The following is a 20,154-nucleotide window of genomic DNA, read 5'->3' as shown; positions in this document are numbered from 1 at the left end:
GGCGGGGGCGACCGATCCGGGGCCCGCGCGCCATGAAACCCTTGTGGGGTGGCACGCATGGTACGCCGGAGCGCTGCCCCTGTCCCGGCCTTTGCCCGGGTAGCGGACCGGAGTGCCGTGCGGCCCGCCGGCTGGCGCGATTCTAGCGCCAGCGCAACGGCGGCGGCTTTTAGCCTGGCGACACGTCCTTACAGGACCGCCAAAAAGAAACCGCCCGCTACCTGGACGATAGCGGGCGGTCGATGAGGGCGCTGGATCAGGCGACGGCCTGGCTCATCTGCTGGTGGGTCCCGACCAGATGCTGCACCACGCCCGGATCGGCCAGGGTGGAGATGTCACCGAGCGAGTCGTATTCACCCACGGCGATCTTGCGCAGGATGCGCCGCATGATCTTGCCGGAGCGGGTCTTGGGCAGACCCGGCGCCCACTGGATGACGTCGGGGGTGGCGATGGGGCCGATCTCCTTGCGCACCCACTGCTTGAGCTCCTGGCGCAGGGCTTCGTTGCCCTCCTCGCCCTGGTTGAGGGTGACGTAGACATAGATGCCCTGGCCCTTGAGGTCGTGGGGCATGCCCACCACCGCGGCCTCGGCCACCTTGGGATGGGCCACCAGGGCGCTCTCGATCTCGGCGGTGCCCATGCGGTGGCCGGAGACGTTGAGCACGTCGTCGACGCGACCGGTGATCCAGTAGTAGCCATCCTCGTCGCGGCGGGCGCCGTCACCGGTGAAGTACATGCCCTTGAAGGTCTTGAAGTAGGTGTCGACGAAGCGATCGTGATCGCCATAGATGGAGCGCGACTGGCCCGGCCAGGAATCGAGGATCACCAGGTTGCCTTCCACGGCGCCGTCGAGCAGGTTGCCTTCGTTATCCACCAGCGCCGGCTGGATGCCGAAGAAGGGACGGGTCGCCGAACCGGGCTTCTGGCCGATGGCGCCCGGCAGCGGGCTGATGAGGATGCCGCCGGTCTCGGTCTGCCACCAGGTGTCGACGATGGGGCAGCGCTCCTGGCCCACAGTCTTGTAGTACCAGTGCCAGGCCTCGGGGTTGATCGGCTCGCCCACCGAACCGAGCAGGCGCAGGCTGCTGCCGTCGACACCGCGCATGGCCGCCTCGCCCTGGGCCATCATGGCGCGGATGGCGGTGGGGGCGGTGTAGAGGACGTTGACCTGGTGCTTGTCCACCACCTGGCCCATGCGGGTGACGTCCGGGTAGTTGGGCACGCCCTCGAACAGCAGGGTGGTGGCGCCATTGGCCAGGGGACCGTAGACGATGTAGCTGTGGCCGGTGATCCAGCCGACGTCGGCGGTGCACCAGTAGACCTCGCCGGGGCGATAGTCGAAGACCCGCTCGTGGGTCAGGGCGGCATAGGTCAGGTAGCCGCCGGTGGTGTGCAGGATGCCCTTGGGCTTGCCGGTGGAGCCGGAGGTATAGAGGATGAACAGCGGTGCCTCGGCGGACATCTCCTTGGGCTCGCAATGTTCCGGAGCCACCGAGGTGATGTCTTCGTACCAGACGTCGCGGTGGCGGTGCCAGGCGATGTCGGCGCCGGTGCGCTTGCAGACGATCACCTTGTGCACCGAATGGGTGGCCGGATTGGTCAGCGCTTCGTCGACGTTGGCCTTGAGCGGGATCTTGCGCCCGCCGCGCACGCCTTCGTCGGCGGTGATGACCAGCTTGGACTGGCAGTCGCTGATGCGGCCGGCCAGGGATTCGGGGGAGAAGCCGCCGAATACCACCGAGTGCACCGCGCCGATGCGGGCACAGGCCAGCATGGCCACCACGGCCTCGGGGATCATCGGCATGTAGATGGTCACCACGTCGCCGCGGTGGATGTCCTGGCCGCGCAGGGCGTTGGCCAGCTGGCAGACCTCGCGATGCAGTTCGCGGTAGGTGATGTGGCGGCTGTCGGCCGGATCGTCGCCTTCCCAGATGATGGCGGTCTGGTCGCCGCGGGTTTCCAGGTGGCGATCCAGGCAGTTGTAGGAGGCGTTCAGGGTGCCATCGGCGAACCACTGGATGTCGACGCGATGATCGTCGAAGGAGGTCTGCTTGACCCGGCTGAAGGGCTTGATCCAGTCCAGGCGCTGGGCCTGCTCGCGCCAGAAGCCATCGGGGTTGAGGATGGACTGCTGGTACAGCCGGCGATAGGTAACTTCATCGGTCAGGGTCCGGGAAGCGACTTCCGCGCGGACCGGGTAAAAGGCGGCACTCATGGGATGATCTCCTCGGCGGGAAACTGTTGTTCTTGTTGCCTTCCGTTGTACGGCGCGCACCGGTTTCGGACCATTCGACCATGGTCGGACGGGGCGCCGGGAGCTGACCGCGGGTCTGTTACCCTTGCCCTTTCGTGACTGTCTTTCCCCAAGGAGCGCCCCATGGCCGATCTCGCCCACTCCCATTGCGTCCCCTGCCGCTCCAGCGAGCCGGCCCTGAGCGCGGCCGCCAGCAGCGAATTGCTCAAGGCCGTCCCCGGCTGGACACTGGTGGAACGCGAGGGGATTGCGCGGCTGGAACGCCGCTATGCCTTCGGCAACTTCCTCGAGGCCCTGGACTTCACCAACCGCGTCGGCCGCGAGGCCCAGGACGAGGACCATCACCCGGCCCTGCTCACCGAATGGGGCGCGGTGACGGTGAGCTGGTGGACGCACAACATCGGCGGCCTGCACCGCAACGACTTCATCATGGCCGCCCGCACCGATGCGGTCGCCCTGGCGGCCAACGTCTGAGCGCCGGACCGCCGGACCGCCGGAACACGCGCTAGTCGCAGGCGGCGGCCAGGCCCTCGGCGTGGACGAAGCACAGCTTGTTGCCTTCCGGATCCCGGCAATAGGCGGCATAAAAGTCCGGTCCGTAGCCCGGTCGTATGCCCGGCGCACCCTCGTCGCTGCCGCCCAGTTGCAGGGCGCGATGCCAGGCCGCCTCCACGGCCGCGGGGCTAGGCGCGGCAAAGCTCACCTGGACGCCATTGCCCCAGGAGGCCGGCAGGCCGTTGAAGGGCAGCTGCACATAGAATTGCGGCCACGCCCGCCCCGGGCGCTGCCAGCCACAGCCGGGCGGGCCGCCGTCGTCTTCCGCCGGCATGCGCACCAGCCCGAGTTCGTGCAAGACGCTGTCGTAGAATTCGGTCAGGCGCTCCAGGTCGCGCGCGCCTAGCTGTACATGGCTGAACATGGATTCTCTCCCGCTGGCAGGGCCATCAGGCCACGTTAGACCAGTCCGCCACGCCTGCCTATCGGCTCGACAAGCCCGGCGCGGACGGTTAGCGTGGCGGCCTTCGCCTCTGACGACATGCCCATGAATCTGCGCAACCTCCCCCGCCTGACCAAGATCGGCCTGGTCTTCTTTATCCTTGGCCTGCTGGGCGTGGCCTTCGCCCTCTACGGCCTCTACCAGGGTCCGCGGCCCACCGAACCCGGTACCATGCGCAGCCTGCTGTTCGCGGCCGGATTGCAGCTGACCGGCTACGTGCTGCTCAACCGCAACCGCTTCCGCATGCTGTCCGGCCGGCGCAAGGACTGACCATGACCATCCAGTGGAGCTGCCGTGCCGCGCCAGCGCTGACCACCGCCGAGCTCTATGCCGCCCTGGTGCTGCGCGCCCGGGTGTTCGTGGTGGAGCAGCAGTGCATCTATCCCGACGCCGATGGCCTGGATCTGGCAGCGGATGTCTGGCACCTGTTCGGCTGGCGTGACGACCAGTTGCATGCCTACCTGCGCCTGCTCGGGGCGGTACGCGAGGACGTGGTGATCGGCCGGGTGATCGTCGCCCCCGAGGGCCGCGGCAGCGGCCTGGGGCATCTGCTGCTGGCGGAAGCCCTGCGCGTCTGCGCCGAGCGCTGGCCCGGGCGCCCGCTGTTCCTCTCCGCCCAGGCCCATCTGCAGGCCTACTATGGCCGCTATGGCTTCACGCCCTGCTCAGCGGTGTACGACGAGGACGGGATTCCCCATATCGACATGCGCCGCCTGGCGGACTAGCGCCGGCGGCGCAGCGGATCGAGCAGCGGCTTGAGGCCGTTGTGGTCGATCTCCTGCATCAGCGCCAGCAACCGGCCCAGCTCGCCAGGTGGAAAGCCGCTGCGGGCGAACCAGTTGAGGTAGTGGCCCGGCAGGTCGGCCAGCAGGCGGCCGGCGTACTTGCCATAGGGCATGGTCCAGGTCACCAGGGCGTCCAGATCCGCGGGTTGCATCGCTTGTCTCCTCTACACGGCCTGGCGATTATGCCATGCCGTCAGGGGTCAACCGTCGGCCGCGGGGAGCACCAGCCCTCCGCGACGATCCCAGCTACACCAGGTCTGCAGAGGATTTCAGCATGAGCAATGTTACCCGGCCACTGGCCGCCGTTACCGGTGCCTCCAGCGGCATCGGCTTCGAACTGGCCAAGCAGCTGGCCCGCCATGGCCATGATCTGCTGCTGGTTTCCCGCGGCGACGGCCTTGACGCCGCCGAGCGCGAATTGCGCGCCCTGGGGGTCAAGGTCTGGAGTCATGCCGCCGACCTGCGCACCGCCGTGGGCGTGGAAGAGACCTATAGATTCCTGCGCCGCCAAGGGCGGCCGCTGAACGTCGTGGTACTCAACGCCGGAGTCGGCCTGGGCGGCGCCTTTGTCGGCCAGACGCGGCTGGAAGACGAGATGGCGCTGATCCAGCTCAATGTCATGTCCACCGTGCACCTGGCCAAGCTGGTGTTGCCGGAGATGGTCGCCGCCGGCCGTGGCCGGGTGCTCTTCACGTCGTCCATCTCGGCCACGGCGCCGATTCCCTTCGAGGCCGTCTACGGTGCCTCCAAGGCCTTCATCAACTCCTTCGCCTTCGCCCTGCGCAATGAACTCAAGGACAGTGGCGTGACCTTCACGGTGCTCATGCCCGGCCAGACCGACACCAACTTCTTCCACCGCGCCGGCGAGGACGACACCAGCGTCGGCGCCGGGCCCAAGAACGATCCGGTGCAGGTGGCCGCGCAAGGCTACGCCGCGCTGATGGAGGGACTGGACCATGTCTATGGTGGCGGCCCGGAGGTTCAGCACGAGGGCGAGGTGCTCAATCGGGTGGAAAGCGAAGCCCAGAAGGCCGAGCGTCATCGCGCCTGGTCGGAGCCGGGGTCGGCGGAAAAGGACTAGCGGCCCTTGCGCCGGGGCGCTGGCAGGCGCAGGTGGCGACGTCAGGCGAGGCGTCTTGACCAGGACCCTGCCTGACGTCCGGCTGGCCGCCTCTAGTTGACCGGCGTGGCCCCGGGCGTACCGCACTTGGCGAACTTGCCCTTGGCATCCTTGCATTGCGCGGCCTTGGTCTTGGCCGTGTCGCATTTGACGAACTTGCCGTGGGCATCCCGGCAGGGTGCCGCCTGGACGCTGGCGGATGCGAAGAGGGTCAGGGCTACCGCGGCGAACAGAGCTTTGAGCATGGCGAGCACCTCCAAGGGCCGGGAGTGGCCTTTGGCAAGCATAGCGGAGGCCAGCGCAGCCGCCACCCGTTACGCCAGCGCCCTGATCGGCTCCACTGTATCCCTCGATCCGCTCGTGACTGCCTCTCTCCAGGCCAGCGCCGGCCAGGCAAGCTAGGCCTTTGCAATCAAGGGGGAGACACTCCATGCGCACCCTGGGCCTGCTGGGCGGCATGAGCTGGGAAAGCTCGGCTCACTACTATCGCATCCTCAACGAAGAGGTCCGGTGCCGGCTGGGCGGCAGTCATTCGGCAGCCTGCCTGCTGCTGTCGGTGGATTTCGCCGAGATCGCCGCGCTGCAGCATGCCGGCGACTGGACGGCGCTGGGTCGGCGTCTGCAAGACCATGCGCGGCAACTGGCCGCCGGTGGTGCCGAGGCGCTGGTCCTCTGTACCAACACCATGCACCGCCTGGCGGCGGAGATCGAGGCGGCCACGACCTTGCCGCTGCTGCACATCGCCGACCCCACGGGTGCGGCGATCCGCGCCCGGGGCCTGCGGACCGTCGGCCTGCTGGGCACCGCCTTCACCATGGAGCAGGCCTTCTATCGCGAGCGGCTGAACGACCGCTTCGGCCTGGAAGTGGTGGTGCCCGACGCAGCCGCGCGCCAGATCGTGCACCGCATCATCTATGACGAGCTGGTACGTGGCGAGGTGCGCCCCGAGTCGCGGGCAGCCTATCGCGCGATCATCGCCGAGCTGGTCGCCCAGGGCGCCGAGGGCATCGTGCTCGGCTGCACCGAGATCATGCTGCTGGTGGACCAGGGCGACAGCGCGGTGCCGCTGTTCGACACCACGCGACTGCATGCCCTGGCCGCCGTGGACTGGGCGCTGGACGAAGCTCAGGGCTAGCCCTGCAGCCGTTGCGCCACCTCGGCCAGCAGCGGGCGCGCATCGAGCGCGGGCTGCCGGCACTGCGCGGCCAGGGCCGCCAGGGCCGGATCCACGGGCTCGCTGCAACGCGTCAGCCATTCTTCCAGCAGGATGCCGAAGGCGCGACTTTCGAAGCGTTGCAGCCGCGCGGCCTGGGCCCGGTCCTCGGGCAGCAGCGAGGCGCCGCCGAAGTCGCCCAGCAGGCAGCGCGCGCCCCCGTCCCAGAGGATGTTGTGGGCATAGAAGTCGCCGTGGACCAGGCCATGCCCGTGCAGGTGCGCCAGGGCGCTGGCCATGCCGCCCGCCATGGTGCGCACGGCGCTGGCGGTGAAGCGGGTGTCCTCGGGATAGACGTCGCGACTGCAGGTGCTGAAGCTCGGCGGACCGGCCAGGTTGCCGAAGGCCGGCTCCACCAGCTCCAAGACCAGGCCACTGCGCTGCTCCGGATGCTCGGCCAGATCGCCGAGGGCGCCGATCAGCCAGGGATGGGTGCCGGCGCTGAGGCTGGCGGCGCTTTCGCTTTCCGGGGTGCCATCGCTGGTCATGCTGCCCTTGAACAGCTTGACGGCGACCTCGCGCGGCCCCGTGGGCGACTGCCAGCGCGCCTGGTGGATGATGCCGGAGGCGCCCTCCCCCAGCCGCTCGCCCAGCACCAGGTCGCTCCAGGCGATGCGTTGTTGCCGCGCCGCCTGGGTGCGCACCGCACGCTCGCGCTCGGCCCCCAGGGGATTGTCGCCATAGGCCAGCCAGGTCAGCCGCGGCAGCTCGAGGACGGCCGGGGGCAGCGCCGCGAAGCGATTCGCCGACAGCCGCAGCAGCTCCAGCTGGTGCAGGTCGGCCATGGACGCCGGCAGGCTCTGCAGATGGTTGCCGGCCAGCATCAGCTTTTGCAGGGCGGGCCGCTCGCCAAGGGCGGCAGGCAATTCGGCGATGCGGTTGTCGGTGAGGATCAGCCAGCGCAGGTGCGGCGGCAGGGCCGCAGCGCTCACCCGCTCCAGCTGGCAGGCCTTGAAGCCGATCATTTCCAGCCTGGGTAGCGTGCCGAGCACCTCGGGCAATTCGGTGAAGGGATTGCCCGAGCAGAAGAGGATGCGCAGCTGGTGCAAGCGGCCCAGGTCGGCGGGCAGGCGGGTCAGCCGATTGCCCGACAGGTCGAGGATTTCCAGGCTGTCGGCCAGGCCAAAGATCTCTTCGGGGAATTCGGTCAGGTCGGCACGCAGGGTCAGGCGCGTGGCCCCGGCCAGTTCGCCGGCGCGCAGCCGGGCAAGGGTATCCGTCATGGGAAAGCGACTCTCACTGTCTTGAAAACCCGGCACCCGCCGGTGATGGCGCGGACGTTAGCACGCCGGGCCGCTGGCTGCGGCCCTCGTGCGCCAGAATGCGCGCCACTGCCTCTTGCAGCGTGCCGGCGGTCACCGCGGGCGGCGCCAGGGGATTGGCCACCTGCTCGGCCTGCCGCTGCAGCAGGGCACCCTTGAAGCCGGCCGCCTGGGCGCCGGCGATGTCCCAGGCATGGACGGCGACCAGCCACAACTGTTCGGCCGGCTGATCAAGGCTGGCGGCGGCCTGGCGATAGGCCGCCGTGGCGGGTTTGCTGGCACCGGCGTCTTCGGCCGAGAGGATGCCGGCGAAGGCGTCGCTCAGGCCGGCGTACGCCAGCTGCGCCTGGGTAGCGGCGCGCGCGTTGTTGGAAAAGGCGATGCAGCGCACCCCTTGCGCCCGGGCGAAATCGAGCCCGGCTCGGACATCGGCATGGGCGGGCAGCTCCTGCAGGGCCTTGGCCACACGCTGTCTGCCAGCGGTCGTCAGCGTCCGTCCGAGTCGTGCGCCGATCATCTCCAGCGCCGCCTGGCCCTGGGCCTCGAAGGGCGCGTGCCGGCCACAGAGTTCCGCAGTCATGGCGTTCTGCAGGGTCTGGGCGAACCACAGCGTGCGGCTCTGGGGGTCACCGAACAGCTCGGTGAACAGGCCGTCCAGCGCGGACAGGTCGAGCACGGTTTCGTTGATGTCGAACAGGCAGGTCAGGGTCATGGTCGCTACTCGGCAGGGATACCTTTCGACCAGGGCTCGCACCCGACGTGCAGCCGCGCTAAGGTTCCAGACTGGCAGGCGAGACGAAACGGCTAAAGTATTACGATTTCTTGCCGATACCTCCACAGACCTGCCTCTCGTTTGCTGCGCCCGCCTGGCTCGGGTGGCGGCAGTTCTTCCACGATGTGCTTGTTGCTCGCACAAGGCTCATCGATATTCCCGAGATAGCCTGATGGCCGATTCACTGAAGTACGAAGATGACCGCCTCAACGCCCTGCACGCCCTGGAGTTGCTCGATTCGGCGCCGGCGGAGGAATTTGATCGACTCTGCGCGCTGGTCGCCAGCAGCTTCAATGTGCCGACCGCGCTGATCAGCCTGGTGGACCGTGACCGCCAGTGGTTCAAGGCCCGCGTTGGCTTCGACCTGGCGCAGATGCCCATCGAGGATGCCTTCTGCGCCCACACCATCCAGGCCGAGAATGGCCGGATGGAGATCAACGATGCCTGCTGCGATACCCGTTTCAGCCATAACCCCCTGGTGGTCCGCGCACCCCATGTGCGCTTCTATGCCGGCGCGACCCTGGTCACCGAGGGCGGCTATGCCATCGGCAGTCTGTGCATCCTCGACAGCCAGCCGCGCGAACTGACGGCGGAGGAGCGCAAGCGCCTGGACGATTTCGCCGCCCAGGTGATGAGGCTCATCGCCCTGCGCCAGCACCTGCGCCGCCGCGATCCGGTCAGCGGCCTGCCCAATCGTCAGCAGTTCCAGGCCGATGTCGCTCAGTTGGCTGGACTCCAGCCCGACGAGGGGCGCCTGCTGGTGCTGGTGGATCCGCTGGAGACCCACTGGAAGGAGCAGCTGATCCTGGCCCAGGGCATGTGGCCCTTCGAGACCTTCTTGCGCAGCCTGGCCCTGCGCCTGTGCGACGCCCTGAACGGCCGGGCCAAGGTCTATCACGTGGACACCAAGAGATTCGCCTTCCTGCTCCCGGAGGACTGCGATTATCCGCCGCTGCTCGACGCGCTCATCGCCCAGTTGCGGATGCCGGTCCAGGCCGACCGCATCCCCATCGATCCGCCGGTCAAGGCCGGTGTGGTGCCCTTCCTGCTCGACCTGGGCGAAGTCCGTGACCTGCTGCGCAAGGCCATGGTGGCGGTCGATCAGGCGACGCTGAGCAGTCGTCACTGGGTCGTCTACGAGCGTCCGCAGGACGAGGCCTTCCAGCGCATCTTCCAGCTGGTCCGGCAGATTCCCGAGTCCCTGGAGCGCGGTGACTTCAGCCTGGCCTTCCAGCCACGCCTGGCCCTGCCCGGGCGCCGACTGTGCAGTGCCGAAGCCCTGTTACGCTGGACCCATCCGCAACTCGGCCCCATCGCTCCCGGCGACTTCATTCCGGCGATCGAGAAGACCGCACTGATCCACAGCGTCACCCGCTGGGTGATCCGTACCGCCGTCAGCCAGCTGGCGCACTGGGACAATCGCTATCAGGAGCGACTGTCGCTCAACCTGTCGCCACGCGATTTCGACGAGGGCGACCTGGTCGACCTGCTGCGCGAGACCTGCCGGCGCGAGGGCGTCGATCCCCGCCGGCTGGAGGTGGAGATCACCGAAGGCGAATGGCTGAGACGCAATCCGGAGGCCATCGCCCAGCTGCATGCCCTGCGCGAGCTGGGTGTAGAGATCGCCATCGACGACTTCGGCAGCGGCTACAGCAACTTCGCCTATCTCTATGAATTGCCGGTCACCAGCGTCAAGCTCGACCGCTCGCTGATCCACGACCTGCCCCAGGATCCGCGCAAGCAGGAGGTGGTCAGGGCACTGCTGGCGTTGATCGGCAAACTCGGCTATCGCAGCGTCGCCGAGGGGATAGAGACGCCAGAGGTACTGGCCTTCCTGCAGGAAGCCGGCTGCGACGAGGTCCAGGGCTATCTGCTGGCCCGCCCCATGGCCCTGCCCGCCTTCGAGGCCTGTTACGCCGAACAGGGTTAAGCCGAACGGATGAGGTCATTTGACTGACAAATTCATTCCAGGCTCTACACTGGTTCAGGTCGTAGTTTCCCGGGAGTGAGGACATGAGGGAATCAGGTACCGATTTGCTGGACGTGGTTGGCCTGGATACCGGCAACCTGAGCAGCCAGGGCTGTATCGACAAGGTGCTGCACGCGCTGCGCACCCATCTGAACATGGATGTGGCCTTCCTGGCCGAATTTCGCCAGCAGGACCGGGTCTTTCGCAATGTCGATGCCGTACCCGATGCACCGATCAAGGCCGGCGACGCCCTGCCGCTCAGCCAGGGCTATTGTCAGCAGGTGGTCACCGGCCACCTGCCCGAACTTATCCCCGATACCCGCGCCGTCGGCCCCGCGCGACTGATCCCGGAAACCCGCAGCGTGCCCATCGGCGCGCACCTGAGCGTGCCCGTGCGGCTCAGCGATGGCGAACTCTATGGCACCTTCTGCTGCTTCAAGTACCAGCCCGACCCGACCCTGAGTCCCCGTGACCTGGAGCTGGTGCGGACCTTTGCCGAGCTGGTGGCCGATCGCCTCAGCCTGGACGTCTCCAGTCGCCGCGGTCAGGTGGAGATGCGCCAGCGCATCCAGGGCGCGGTGGCCGCCCACCAGCCCAGCATCGTCTACCAGCCGATCTATCATCTCGCCGATCTGCGCATTGCTGGCTGGGAATCCCTGTCGCGCTTCCACTGCCCGCCGCAGCGCAGCCCCGACCTGTGGTTTTCCGAGGCCAGCGCGGTCGGCCTGGGCGACGAACTCGAAGAAAGCGCCATGCGCTATGCACTGCAAGGTTTGCAGAGCCTGCCGGACGATACCTACCTGACCATGAACTGTTCGCCGCAGACCATCCTGGCCGGCCGCCTGCCCGCGCTGCTGGCTGGCAATCCGCCGGGCCGGCTGGTGCTGGAGATCACCGAGCACGCCGAGGTCGACGACTACGACGCCCTCCATGCCCAGCTGCAACCGCTACGGGCCCAGGGCGTGCGCCTGGCCATCGACGATGCCGGCGCCGGCTATTCGAGCCTGAGGCACATCCTCAGGCTGCGGCCGGACATGATCAAGCTGGACATGAGTCTGGTCCGTGACATCGACAGCGACGCCGAACGCCGGGCGCTGGCCTCGGCGATCATTGCCTTCGCCCGCGAGACACGCAAGGAAGTGATTGCCGAAGGCGTGGAAACCCTTGCCGAACTGGCGACGCTCAAGGCGCTGCAGGTGGACAAGGTACAGGGCAACCTGCTGAGCCGTCCGCTGCCGCGCGACGATGCCCTGCGCCTGCCCCGGCAGCGCCGGCTGGAAGGCCTGCCGGACAGCTGAAACGCCAAGGATCGGCGACCATTCAAGTCGCCGATCCTTTGGCCGATACGCCTAGGCGAATGATCGCTTCATCTGACGCCAGACCCGCTCTCGGCCGATCCTTGTCCTGCAGGAGTTACCGGTGCGCTCCATCCTGGTCATCGAAGACAGCCCCATGGTCCTCAAGATTCTGGCGCACCTCTTTCGTCAGCAGCGCGATTTCGAGCCGGTATTCTGTGCCACCCTGGCCGAAGCCGAGCTGATGCTGGAAACCTCGGCCAACCTGTTCTTTGCCGCCCTGGTGGATCTCAACCTGCCCGATGCGCCCAATGGCGAAAGCGTCGACCTGGTGCTGCGCTATCGCCTGCCCTGCATCGTCCTGAGCGGTTCCTACGACGAACGCCGGCGCGACGACCTGCTGACCAAGGGCGTGGTCGACTATGTACTCAAGGAAAGCCAGTACTCCTACGAATTCGCCTTCCGGCTGCTGCGCCGGCTGGACAGCAATACCGCGGTGAAGATCCTCATCGCCGAGGACTCCGACGCCACCCGCAACTACATCCGCCACGTGCTGACGCCCCACCGCTACCAGTTGCTGGACGCCTGCGACGGCAACGAGGCGCTGCGCCTGCTGCAGGAGCAGCCGGACATCGACCTGCTGGTGGTGGACCACAGCATGCCCGGTCTCAGTGGCTTCGAGCTGGTGCAGTTGCTGCGGCAGAAGCTGCGCCGCCACGATCTCAGCATCATTGGCCTGTCGGCCGACGAAAAGGGCTCGCTCAGCGCCAAGTTCATCAAGCAGGGCGCCGACGACTTCCTGCGCAAGCCCTTCTGCCCCGAGGAGCTCAATTGCCGGGTGGTCTCGACCCTGGAGCGGCGGGATCTGCTGCGCGCCCTCACCCACGCCGCCCAGTACGATTCCCTCACCGGGCTGCGCAATCGCCGCGCCTTCCAGGACCAGGCCCAGGAACTGTTCCGCCAGGCCGAGCGCGAGGGCCACTCGCTGAGCGTGGCCATGCTCGACCTGGATCATTTCAAGCGCATCAACGACGAACACGGCCACGCCAGCGGTGACAGCGCCCTGGTGGTCTTCGCCCAGGCGCTGGCGCGCACCCTGCCCCAGGACCTCACCGGCCGCCTGGGCGGCGAGGAATTCGCCCTGGTCAGCCGCCTGCCGCCGGAGCAGCTGCTGCAGGCGCTGGACCTGTTGCGGCGCTACTGCCACGCCCAGACCTACGCCCCCGGCGCGCCGCCGCTGTCGTTCAGCGCGGGCGTCTTCAGTGGGCTCGCCAATGACCTCGAAGGCTTCCTGCACGAAGCCGACCGGCGTCTCTATCAGGCCAAGCGCCAGGGCCGTGGCCGTACCTGCCTGGTGCTGGACGCCGAGTAGCGCCGATCCCGGGTTGGCGCGCTGCGCCACAAGACATATGATGTCTGACGATTGATCTGCTGCCGCAGGTCGATCCGCATAGCCTCGTCTGAACAATAACAATCAAGGACCTGCACCATGCATGACTCTTCCCCGGGACTCGCCCGGCCGTTGTCGCGTCGTCGTCTGCTTCAGGGCGGCCTGGTCTGCAGCGCGGCCCTCGCGCTGCCCACCCCTCGCCCGCGCCGCCGAACCCCTGAGCCAACGCTATCCCGATCCGCTGATCGAGATCCTCGACGACCGCTTCCTGGAATTGCGCCTGTTCAATGCCAGCGTCGAGCGCCTGGCCACCGGTCTGCGCTGGGCCGAAGGGCCGGTCTGGATCGGCGACGGCAACTACCTGCTGATGAGCGACATCCCCAACAACCGCATCGTGCGCTGGGATGAGGTCAGTGGCCGGCTGGACACCTATCGCGCCCAGTCGAATTTCGCCAACGGCCTGACCCGCGACCGTCAGGGCCGGTTGATCGCCTGTGAAGGCTCCACCACCCACGGCCTCGGCCGGCGGGTCACCCGCACCGAGCACGACGGGCGCCTCACGGTGCTGGCCGATAACTTCGAAGGCAAACCGTTCAACTCGCCCAACGACGTGGTGGTCAAGAGTGACGGCTCCATCTGGTTCAGCGATCCGCCGTTCCAGGCCAACAGCGACTACGAGGGCCACAGGGTCAAGACCGAGCAGCCCGACGGGGTCTATCGCATCGACGGCGAGAGCCTGGCGGTGACCCGGGTGATCGGCGATCTCAACGGTCCCAATGGCCTGGCCTTCTCGCCGGACGAGAAGCTGCTCTATGTGGTCGAGGGCCGCGCCAAGCCCAATCGCCTGGTGTGGGCCTATACGGTCAAGGACGACGGCAGCCTGGGCGAGCGCCGCAAGCACATCGAGGCGCTGGAATTCGGCGCCCTGGATGGCATCAAGTGCGACGTGGCGGGCAATCTCTGGTGCGGCTGGGGTAGCAGTGGCGCCCCGGCGGCCAAGCCCGAGGTGCTCGATGGCGTGCGGGTGTTCGATCCCAGCGGCAAGGCGCTGGGCCACATCCACCTGCCGGAACGCTGCCCCAACCTGTGCTTTGGCGGCCCGGAAGGCAACCGGCTGTTCATGGCCGGCTCCCACTCGCTCTATAGCCTCTACGTCAACATCCGCGGTGCCGGACTCTAGCGGCTAGCGGGACTCGGGCGGCGACTGCTCGACCAGGACGGTCAGGGAGTCAAGCACGCTGTCCAGGGCATAGGCCGCTTCGAAGCGCGCCAGGTTCTGGGTGAGATCGGCCAGGCTGGTGGTGATCCCCAGCCAGTTGCCCAGGCCGATCTGGCGCGCCGCTTCCGGCAGCGAGCAGCCGCCATCGCGGCGCTCCAGCCAGGCCAGCACCAGTTCCGGCGGGGTATCGGCTTCGAGGCCCAGGGTGCGCAGCAGGCGCAGGGCCTTGGCCTGTTCGCGGGGCGGCAGCCGATGGCGGGCCGTGGGGGTGGGCTGGTCGACGATCAGCGTCAACCGGGAGCCGGGGATATCGGTCATCTGGACCTCTAGGGACTACACCAGAACCGCACGGCGCGAGGCCGCTTCATCTCCCCATGGTAGGCGAATAGTCTGGCCAATTGCCATCCCCGGGCCCGACCCTCGTCACCTGGAAAACGCCGTTCGGCTCCCTGCCCGCTCAGCGCGAGGCACGGCCCCGGCAGCGCTGCCAACGTTCCTCCACCCGCTGGGCGAACCAGGCGGTGGTGAGGGTCCGGGTGATCTTGGGGCTTTCCAGGGTGATGCCCGGCAGCATGGCGCGTGGCAGGCTGCGACCTACCTTGCGCTCGGCCAGGGCATAGACCTTGGCATAGAGATCGGTCCTGGCGAAGTCCTCGGATTCGCCCGCCTCCAGGTCATGGCGGATGGCGATGTCGCTCATGCCCAGGGCCGGCCCCAGACGATTGACCGCGCGCTCGGTCTCGCCCTGGGTGCGCGAGCCGGGCACCACCAGATCGCCATCCAGCGCCAGCTTCATCCCCGTAGCCCGGCTCACCGCGCTCTGGAAGGCGGCGTTGCGACTGGCGTACCAGCCGGCGTTGAAATCGGCGAAGCGATACAGCGGCGTGGAATAGTCCGCCGGATAGCCGAGCAGGTGCGCGGTACCGAAATAGAGACCGCCCCGTCGGCTGAACACCTCGTGGCGGATGGACCCGTCGCGGTCATAGGGATAGCCGCGGGCATGGGCCTCGGCGAAGTCGATGCTGACCTGCATGGGTCCGCCGGTGCGGACCGGATTGAAGCGCCCGAACAGCTGGCCACCCAGGGGCACCATGGCGATGAAGTCCTCGAAGATCAGACTCAGCTCGCGCTCGGTACGGGCACTGTCCAGGCGCTGGGCGTAGGTCTTGCCGGTGGGCGACGTGAGGTTGAGCGCGGTGCGCACCAGCAACTGGGGTACAAAGGCCCGCGCCGCGCGTCTGTCGATCTCCTCCCGGGCGATCCGCCCCAGCCCCGGCACCGGCGGATCGACCTGGTAGGTGGATTCCTGTTCCGCCACCGCCAGCACGGCGCAGAGGTTGTCCGTCGAGGGCTCGAGACTCTGGGCGCTGAAGGCGGTCTGGATGTCGCTCGCCCAGCCCTGCCGATCCGCCACGCTGGCGGGCAGCAGCCGCAAGAGTTCGGCCCGCACCTCGGCCGGCGAGCGCGTGGGCCCCGTGGAGGTAGGCGTCAGGCTGCAACCGGCCAGTACCAGTGCAGCGACAAGGGCAGTCCAGCCGCGCAGCCGCGACAGGGTGGGCAAAGCGGAAGCGGACAGGACGACAGCAGCGGACACGGCGACTCCGGGAGATTCCTTTGGCCGCTTTGACCACATCGCTGAGCAAATGGCTGTGCTGCGCGATCGATAACTTCTGGTTATATCGATGTAACCTTTTCATTCAACCAGCAGTGGAAGTCCGCTGGGATTCCCAGACAAGTCCCACTAAAATAGTCGGACTTTAGTTCGAAGCTACCGGAACCATGATGCAGCAGACCTCTACACTCTCCTCTTCCCGCCTGCCCTGGGCGGCCCTGTGGGCGACCTGCCTGCTGGTCGTGGGCATGGTCTTTCTCAACCAGGCCGTGGGCGGTCGTCAGGCCTTGCTGCTGCTGCTCGGCGGCGCCCTGGGCCTGACCCTCTACCACGCCGCCTTCGGCTTCACCTCGGCCTGGCGGGTGTTCATTCTCGACCGTCGCGGCGCCGGCCTGCGCGCCCAGATGGTGATGCTGGCCCTGGCGGTGCTGCTGTTCTTTCCCGCCCTCGGCGCCGGCAGTCTGTTCGGCGAGGCGGTACGCGGCAATGTCTCGCCGCTGTCCACCTCGGTGGTGATCGGCGCCTTCCTGTTCGGCATCGGCATGCAACTGGGCGGTGGCTGCGCCTCCGGCACCCTGTTCACCGCCGGCGGCGGCAATGCGCGGATGCTGGTGACCCTGCTGTTCTTCGTCATCGGCTCGCTGATCGCCACCCAGTACCTGGGCTGGTGGTTCGCCCTGCCCAGCCTGCCACCCACCTCGCTGGTGACCAGCCTGGGCGTGCTGCCCGGCATCCTGGTCAGCCTGGCGGCCTTCGCCCTGATAGCCTGGCTCTCGGTGGTGCTGGAGCGCCGTCGCCACGGCAGACTGGAAGCCACGGTGCCCGGCGAACACCAGGGCGCGGCGCGCCTGCTGCGCGGCAACTGGCCGCTGGTCTGGGGCGCCATCGCCCTGGCGATACTGAACTTCGTCACCCTGGCCCTGGCCGGTCGCCCCTGGGGCGTCACCTCGGCCTTCGCCCTCTGGGGCGCCAAGGGTGCCGGTCTGCTCGGGCTGGACGTCTCCGGCTGGGCCTTCTGGCAGCAACCCGCCAATGCGCGGGCGCTGGCCGAGCCCTTCTGGTTCGACGTCACCAGCGTGATGAACCTTGGCATCATGCTGGGCGCCCTGGCCGCCGCGGGCCTCGCCGGACGCTTCGCCCCCAGCCTGCGCATCCCCGCGCGGTCGCTGGTGGCGGCGGTGCTTGGCGGCCTGCTGCTGGGCTACGGCGCGCGGCTGGCCTATGGCTGCAACATCGGCGCCTACTTCAGCGGCATCGCCTCGGGCAGCCTGCACGGCTGGCTATGGCTGGTAGCCGCCTTTTTCGGCAACAGCCTGGGCGTGCGCCTGCGCCCCTTCTTCTTTCCCGGCGAACGCCGCGTCGAACGCCTGACCGGCTGCTAGACCGGCAAGACCTGGCGACCGGGCGGCAGCGCCCCCGGTCGCTCCGGCAGGCTCACCACCCCGTACTGGGGCGCGCCGTGGTAGGTCTTCAGCGCCTGCATGACAAAGAGCAGGGCCGCGGTGCCCTGGTATTCGAACAGTCCTTGCAGCGGCCAGATGGTCATAAAGGCAAGAAACACCGCCAGGGTGAATTCCAGGTCGCGGCTCAGCTTGCGCGCCACCAGGTAGTGGACCGCCAGGCCGATGGGAATCACCAGGATCGACAGGAAGCCGAAGCGGAACACGGTGCCGAAGATGCCGACGTCGGAGAGGAAGAAATAGTCGCCGAAGATCGGCTTGAAGCCATCGTTCCACATCAGGCTGAGGCTGCCGCTGGGCAGGCCGTTGTACAGCTGCAGGTGGTTGATGATCTGAGAAATGGTGTTTTCCCGGACGTTGTCGGTGGGGCCTTCCTGCACCGAGCGCGCATAGAAATCCAGGTTGAAGCCGAGGGTTTCCAGGAGGTGCGGATAGAGGATCAGCGGCGCGATGATGATGGCGCCGAACAGTGCCGGTCCGATCAGGCGCGCGCGCAGGGCGAGGATGGTGAACACCAGGCAGACCACGATCAGCTGGCGGGTCTGCAACACCACCACGATGGTCGCCAGAAAGAACAGTGCCAGCAGGCCGTGACGCAGCTTGGGCCGCAACTGGCCGTCGATGAAGGAACGCCCGCGACCGGCGAAGTAGATGCAGATGAAGTAGCCGAAGAAGATGGCGCCCGCCCCCGTGGAGGCCCGTCCGGGGCGGCTGAGGTCCTTCACCTCGTCGCGCAGGTCCGGCAGCATCTTGAAGTAGGACAGCCAGCACAGCAGCGCCGAGAGCAGCCCGACCAGGATGATCAGATTCTCGAACTGCACGGCATTCAGGCGCTTGGCCAGGTACAGGACCAGGAAGGCGCTGAAGCAGTAGAGCACCCGCCGCTCCTCGATGAGGCCGTAGACCAGCGGCTGGCCCCAGAACAGCTGGGCGAACACCGCCGGCAGGCCGACGAACATCGCCGTGGAAAACAGGCAGAAGCCCATCAGCAGCCGGTAGTCGCGCTGCGGCCGATGCCAGGTGCTCAGGGTGAAGAGCGCGAAGAAACCCAGGCAGATCGCCAGGTACAGCTCGCCCACGTAGCGGATGCCCACCGGGTTGGTCGGGCTCTGTTCGAAGACGCCGAACTGCAGGACCATCAGGCCACCCAGGGCCAGAAAACTCAGTCGATTGATCAGCGTACCCGGCATGCCCGGTTTCCTCGCAGCGTGTTCATGGATAAGGCGTTCATTGCAGGCGCCAGTCACCCTCGACCTTGGCGTAGGTCAGCTGGCGGCCGTCCGCCAGACTCAGGCGGGCGCGGGTGTATTCCGGCAGGTCGACGCGGAAATCCCGGCCTTCCAGATAGAGCCCGCCACAGGCCCCCGGCTCGCCGTGGTAGTCCAGCGGCTGGCGCTGCAATTCGTGGATGCTGCGGTGGAACAGCAGGTTGGCGTAGCCGCGCACCGTCATGTCGGTGGAGATGAGGGTGCAGTCCAGCGCGACCTGGCTTTTCACCAGCCCCACCAGCGCCTGGTTCTGCCGGTCGATGGCGTCCCAGCCGGCATAGCCGGCGAGGTCCTGGCGATAGGTCTGGCCGTTCTGCAGGGCCGCGGCCACCAGCACCACGGCGAGTACGGCGCGTCCCGGGGTCTTCAGGGCCAGGAAGGCCAGGCCGAGCAGCAGCGCGGCGGGAAAGATGAACTTGAGGCGATCGAAGGAAAACTGGGTGGCATGCTGCAGCAGCAGCAGATTTTCCAGCAGCGGTACGCTGGCGGCGACCAGCAGCAACGCGGTGCTGCGCGGCCAGTTCAGAGACTTCCGCTTCCAGAGCAGTACCCCCAGGGCGATGGCCACCGCGGCCAGGAACAGGCCGAAGGACAGTCCGTAGCCAGTGAAGAAATCGGCCAGGTGGGCATTGTTCGGGCTGCGGGCGAGAAAGCGCCGGGCAAAGGCCTTGAGCGTCGGCAACAGGCCCGCCGCCAGGCTGTAGTGCAGCACCACCAGCAGGCCGGCCAGCGCCGTGGCGAAGGCCAGGCGCCAGGCCATCCGCCGGCCTTCCGGCAGGTGCCGGTGCTGCAGCCAGAACAGCGCGACCAGCCCGCCGCCAAAGACATAGCCGGTCCATTCGGTCAGGGCGCCGAAGCAGACCAGGCCGGCCAGCAGCCAGCCCAGGCGGTTGCGCTGGCCAGCCGGCGCCCGCAGGTAGTGGAAGAAGGTCAGCAGACTGGCCAGCAGCAGCACCTGGTAGAAGCTCTGCACCCAGTAGAGCAGGCCCTGGGAGAGCAGCGCCTCGCGGCTGAAGATCGCGATCAGACAGCCCAGCACCGCGCTCGTGGCGGCCAGGGCGCGGCTGGCGCCATGGCTGCGCAGTACCAGATAGAGCAGGCGAAACAGCAGCAGCGCGGTCAGGGCGCCAAGGGCGGCGTTGAACAGCGCGAGGCTGTGCAGCGAAGGCGAGAGGCCCGCGGCCTTGAGACCGAAATAGGGCGCGAGGAAGCCGTAGCTGCTGAAGCTGGTGTAGACATAGTCGCCGCTGTGGGTGGGAATGGTCGCGCCCCAGGACACCTGCTTGTCGTGACTGCCACCCAGGGTCACCGTGGGCAACCACCAGTGCCGGGCCACGCCGGACTCGTCCAGGGCATTGATACTGAGCAGGACGTGATAGCTGGCTTCGAGATTCTGCGCCCCGGTGCCGTCGCGGAAATCCGGCAGGCGCCACAGCAAGCCCAGCAGCAACAGCAGGCCGACCGCCAGACCGCCCAGCCAGAAAGGCCACCGTCCCACCCGGACCCCGGGATGGGTAACGTCAGATACCACGCTCATT

The 20,154-nt window shown here is 67.5% G+C and carries 20 protein-coding genes; 10 read left to right on the top strand and 10 right to left on the bottom strand.

All coding sequences use genetic code 11. The features are described from left to right. Positions 1-256: 256 nt before the first annotated feature. Positions 257-2,215, bottom strand: coding sequence for an acetate--CoA ligase (acs, locus tag QE393_RS03200; RefSeq protein ID WP_273808672.1), 1,959 nt, complete (start codon positions 2,213-2,215; stop codon positions 257-259). Positions 2,216-2,377: 162 nt separating this feature from the next. On the opposite strand from acs, the gene QE393_RS03195 reads away from it, so the two are divergent. After that, a complete protein-coding gene (locus tag QE393_RS03195; protein WP_187978649.1) occupies positions 2,378-2,728 on the top strand; it encodes a 4a-hydroxytetrahydrobiopterin dehydratase in 351 nt (116 codons plus the stop codon). Between the two features lie 31 nt (positions 2,729-2,759). Here QE393_RS03195 and QE393_RS03190 read toward each other — a convergent pair whose 3' ends face one another. Continuing rightward, positions 2,760-3,173 carry a VOC family protein gene (locus QE393_RS03190; protein WP_273808671.1) on the bottom strand — a complete coding sequence of 138 codons (414 nt, stop codon included), beginning with the start codon at positions 3,171-3,173 and terminating at the stop codon, positions 2,760-2,762. 123 nt (positions 3,174-3,296) lie between these two features. Here QE393_RS03190 and QE393_RS03185 point away from each other — a divergent pair, with 123 nt between their 5' ends. Beyond that, complete coding sequence (locus QE393_RS03185; RefSeq protein ID WP_273808670.1) at positions 3,297-3,521, top strand: hypothetical protein; 225 nt, start codon at positions 3,297-3,299, stop codon at positions 3,519-3,521. 2 nt (positions 3,522-3,523) lie between these two features. Then, positions 3,524-3,976 (top strand): GNAT family N-acetyltransferase, encoded by a 453-nt coding sequence (locus QE393_RS03180; RefSeq protein WP_310042073.1) that lies wholly within the window; start codon positions 3,524-3,526, stop codon positions 3,974-3,976. Here QE393_RS03180 and QE393_RS03175 read toward each other — a convergent pair. After that, a complete protein-coding gene (locus tag QE393_RS03175) occupies positions 3,973-4,188 on the bottom strand; it encodes a DUF3820 family protein (RefSeq protein ID WP_158892131.1) in 216 nt (71 codons plus the stop codon). The two genes, QE393_RS03180 and QE393_RS03175, sit on opposite strands and share 4 nt — an antisense overlap. 122 nt (positions 4,189-4,310) lie before the next feature. Between QE393_RS03175 and QE393_RS03170 the strand changes: the two genes are divergently transcribed. Next, the gene (locus tag QE393_RS03170) at positions 4,311-5,117 is read left to right on the top strand and encodes an SDR family NAD(P)-dependent oxidoreductase (RefSeq protein ID WP_310042070.1); all 807 of its coding nucleotides are present in this window, start codon (positions 4,311-4,313) and stop codon (positions 5,115-5,117) included. A 92-nt stretch (positions 5,118-5,209) separates the two neighbouring features. Here QE393_RS03170 and QE393_RS03165 read toward each other — a convergent pair whose 3' ends face one another. Further along, positions 5,210-5,401: a hypothetical protein gene (locus QE393_RS03165; RefSeq protein ID WP_273808667.1), complete on the bottom strand. Its 192-nt coding sequence runs from the start codon at positions 5,399-5,401 to the stop codon at positions 5,210-5,212. 185 nt (positions 5,402-5,586) lie between these two features. On the opposite strand from QE393_RS03165, the gene QE393_RS03160 reads away from it, so the two are divergent. Next, positions 5,587-6,291, top strand: coding sequence for an aspartate/glutamate racemase family protein (locus QE393_RS03160; protein ID WP_273808666.1), 705 nt, complete (start codon positions 5,587-5,589; stop codon positions 6,289-6,291). On the opposite strand, the gene QE393_RS03155 is transcribed toward QE393_RS03160, so the two are convergent. Both QE393_RS03155 and QE393_RS03150 read right to left on the bottom strand, forming a co-directional pair. Beyond that, entirely contained in the window at positions 6,288-7,592 is a 1,305-nt protein-coding gene (locus QE393_RS03155; protein WP_273808665.1) for a leucine-rich repeat-containing protein kinase family protein, read from the bottom strand. The genes QE393_RS03160 and QE393_RS03155 overlap by 4 nt on opposite strands. Positions 7,593-7,605: 13 nt before the next feature. Beyond that, positions 7,606-8,343 (bottom strand): haloacid dehalogenase type II, encoded by a 738-nt coding sequence (locus tag QE393_RS03150; protein WP_310042066.1) that lies wholly within the window; start codon positions 8,341-8,343, stop codon positions 7,606-7,608. A gap of 232 nt (positions 8,344-8,575) precedes the next feature. On the opposite strand from QE393_RS03150, the gene QE393_RS03145 reads away from it, so the two are divergent. From QE393_RS03145 to QE393_RS03130, 4 genes are all read left to right on the top strand, one after another. After that, entirely contained in the window at positions 8,576-10,333 is a 1,758-nt protein-coding gene (locus QE393_RS03145) for a sensor domain-containing phosphodiesterase (protein WP_310042064.1), read from the top strand. An 83-nt stretch (positions 10,334-10,416) separates the two neighbouring features. Next, positions 10,417-11,670, top strand: coding sequence for an EAL domain-containing protein (locus tag QE393_RS03140; RefSeq protein WP_310042062.1), 1,254 nt, complete (start codon positions 10,417-10,419; stop codon positions 11,668-11,670). Between the two features lie 121 nt (positions 11,671-11,791). Further along, complete coding sequence (locus QE393_RS03135) at positions 11,792-13,039, top strand: diguanylate cyclase domain-containing protein (RefSeq protein ID WP_310042060.1); 1,248 nt, start codon at positions 11,792-11,794, stop codon at positions 13,037-13,039. A 121-nt stretch (positions 13,040-13,160) separates the two neighbouring features. After that, positions 13,161-14,237 carry an SMP-30/gluconolactonase/LRE family protein gene (locus QE393_RS03130; RefSeq protein WP_405046225.1) on the top strand — a complete coding sequence of 359 codons (1,077 nt, stop codon included), beginning with the start codon at positions 13,161-13,163 and terminating at the stop codon, positions 14,235-14,237. Between the two features lie 3 nt (positions 14,238-14,240). On the opposite strand, the gene QE393_RS03125 is transcribed toward QE393_RS03130, so the two are convergent. Both QE393_RS03125 and QE393_RS03120 read right to left on the bottom strand, forming a co-directional pair. After that, complete coding sequence (locus QE393_RS03125; protein ID WP_273808656.1) at positions 14,241-14,594, bottom strand: hypothetical protein; 354 nt, start codon at positions 14,592-14,594, stop codon at positions 14,241-14,243. A gap of 139 nt (positions 14,595-14,733) precedes the next feature. Beyond that, positions 14,734-15,837: a DUF1615 domain-containing protein gene (locus tag QE393_RS03120; RefSeq protein ID WP_310045611.1), complete on the bottom strand. Its 1,104-nt coding sequence runs from the start codon at positions 15,835-15,837 to the stop codon at positions 14,734-14,736. A gap of 221 nt (positions 15,838-16,058) precedes the next feature. On the opposite strand from QE393_RS03120, the gene QE393_RS03115 reads away from it, so the two are divergent. After that, positions 16,059-17,270: a YeeE/YedE family protein gene (locus QE393_RS03115; protein ID WP_405046224.1), complete on the top strand. Its 1,212-nt coding sequence runs from the start codon at positions 16,059-16,061 to the stop codon at positions 17,268-17,270. On the opposite strand, the gene QE393_RS03110 is transcribed toward QE393_RS03115, so the two are convergent. Continuing rightward, positions 17,267-18,538: a hypothetical protein gene (locus QE393_RS03110; RefSeq protein ID WP_273808655.1), complete on the bottom strand. Its 1,272-nt coding sequence runs from the start codon at positions 18,536-18,538 to the stop codon at positions 17,267-17,269. The genes QE393_RS03115 and QE393_RS03110 overlap by 4 nt on opposite strands. A gap of 37 nt (positions 18,539-18,575) precedes the next feature. Continuing rightward, entirely contained in the window at positions 18,576-20,153 is a 1,578-nt protein-coding gene (locus QE393_RS03105) for a hypothetical protein (RefSeq protein ID WP_310042056.1), read from the bottom strand. Position 20,154 lies beyond the last annotated feature (1 nt).

Source organism: Pseudomonas sp. SORGH_AS_0211, assembly GCF_031453455.1.
In the GTDB taxonomy this organism is placed as follows: domain Bacteria; phylum Pseudomonadota; class Gammaproteobacteria; order Pseudomonadales; family Pseudomonadaceae; genus Chryseomonas; species Chryseomonas aestiva.
Note: the sequence above shows the minus strand (reverse complement) of the source record. Positions and strands in the feature narration are given on the sequence as shown.

What these genes read in the sequence shown, in the direction of transcription:
- QE393_RS03110 (WP_273808655.1), bottom strand. Translation starts at nt 18,538, where the DNA reads ATGCCGGGTACGCTGATCAATCGACTGAGTTTTCTGGCCCTGGGTGGC.
- QE393_RS03190 (WP_273808671.1), bottom strand. Translation starts at nt 3,173, where the DNA reads ATGTTCAGCCATGTACAGCTAGGCGCGCGCGACCTGGAGCGCCTGACC.
- QE393_RS03145 (WP_310042064.1), top strand. Translation starts at nt 8,576, where the DNA reads ATGGCCGATTCACTGAAGTACGAAGATGACCGCCTCAACGCCCTGCAC.
- QE393_RS03170 (WP_310042070.1), top strand. Translation starts at nt 4,311, where the DNA reads ATGAGCAATGTTACCCGGCCACTGGCCGCCGTTACCGGTGCCTCCAGC.
- QE393_RS03180 (WP_310042073.1), top strand. Translation starts at nt 3,524, where the DNA reads ATGACCATCCAGTGGAGCTGCCGTGCCGCGCCAGCGCTGACCACCGCC.
- QE393_RS03165 (WP_273808667.1), bottom strand. Translation starts at nt 5,401, where the DNA reads ATGCTCAAAGCTCTGTTCGCCGCGGTAGCCCTGACCCTCTTCGCATCC.
- QE393_RS03105 (WP_310042056.1), bottom strand. Translation starts at nt 20,153, where the DNA reads ATGAGCGTGGTATCTGACGTTACCCATCCCGGGGTCCGGGTGGGACGG.
- QE393_RS03130 (WP_405046225.1), top strand. Translation starts at nt 13,161, where the DNA reads ATGACTCTTCCCCGGGACTCGCCCGGCCGTTGTCGCGTCGTCGTCTGC.
- QE393_RS03155 (WP_273808665.1), bottom strand. Translation starts at nt 7,592, where the DNA reads ATGACGGATACCCTTGCCCGGCTGCGCGCCGGCGAACTGGCCGGGGCC.
- QE393_RS03150 (WP_310042066.1), bottom strand. Translation starts at nt 8,343, where the DNA reads ATGACCCTGACCTGCCTGTTCGACATCAACGAAACCGTGCTCGACCTG.
- QE393_RS03125 (WP_273808656.1), bottom strand. Translation starts at nt 14,594, where the DNA reads ATGACCGATATCCCCGGCTCCCGGTTGACGCTGATCGTCGACCAGCCC.
- acs (WP_273808672.1), bottom strand. Translation starts at nt 2,215, where the DNA reads ATGAGTGCCGCCTTTTACCCGGTCCGCGCGGAAGTCGCTTCCCGGACC.
- QE393_RS03175 (WP_158892131.1), bottom strand. Translation starts at nt 4,188, where the DNA reads ATGCAACCCGCGGATCTGGACGCCCTGGTGACCTGGACCATGCCCTAT.
- QE393_RS03195 (WP_187978649.1), top strand. Translation starts at nt 2,378, where the DNA reads ATGGCCGATCTCGCCCACTCCCATTGCGTCCCCTGCCGCTCCAGCGAG.
- QE393_RS03185 (WP_273808670.1), top strand. Translation starts at nt 3,297, where the DNA reads ATGAATCTGCGCAACCTCCCCCGCCTGACCAAGATCGGCCTGGTCTTC.
- QE393_RS03115 (WP_405046224.1), top strand. Translation starts at nt 16,059, where the DNA reads ATGCAGCAGACCTCTACACTCTCCTCTTCCCGCCTGCCCTGGGCGGCC.
- QE393_RS03140 (WP_310042062.1), top strand. Translation starts at nt 10,417, where the DNA reads ATGAGGGAATCAGGTACCGATTTGCTGGACGTGGTTGGCCTGGATACC.
- QE393_RS03160 (WP_273808666.1), top strand. Translation starts at nt 5,587, where the DNA reads ATGCGCACCCTGGGCCTGCTGGGCGGCATGAGCTGGGAAAGCTCGGCT.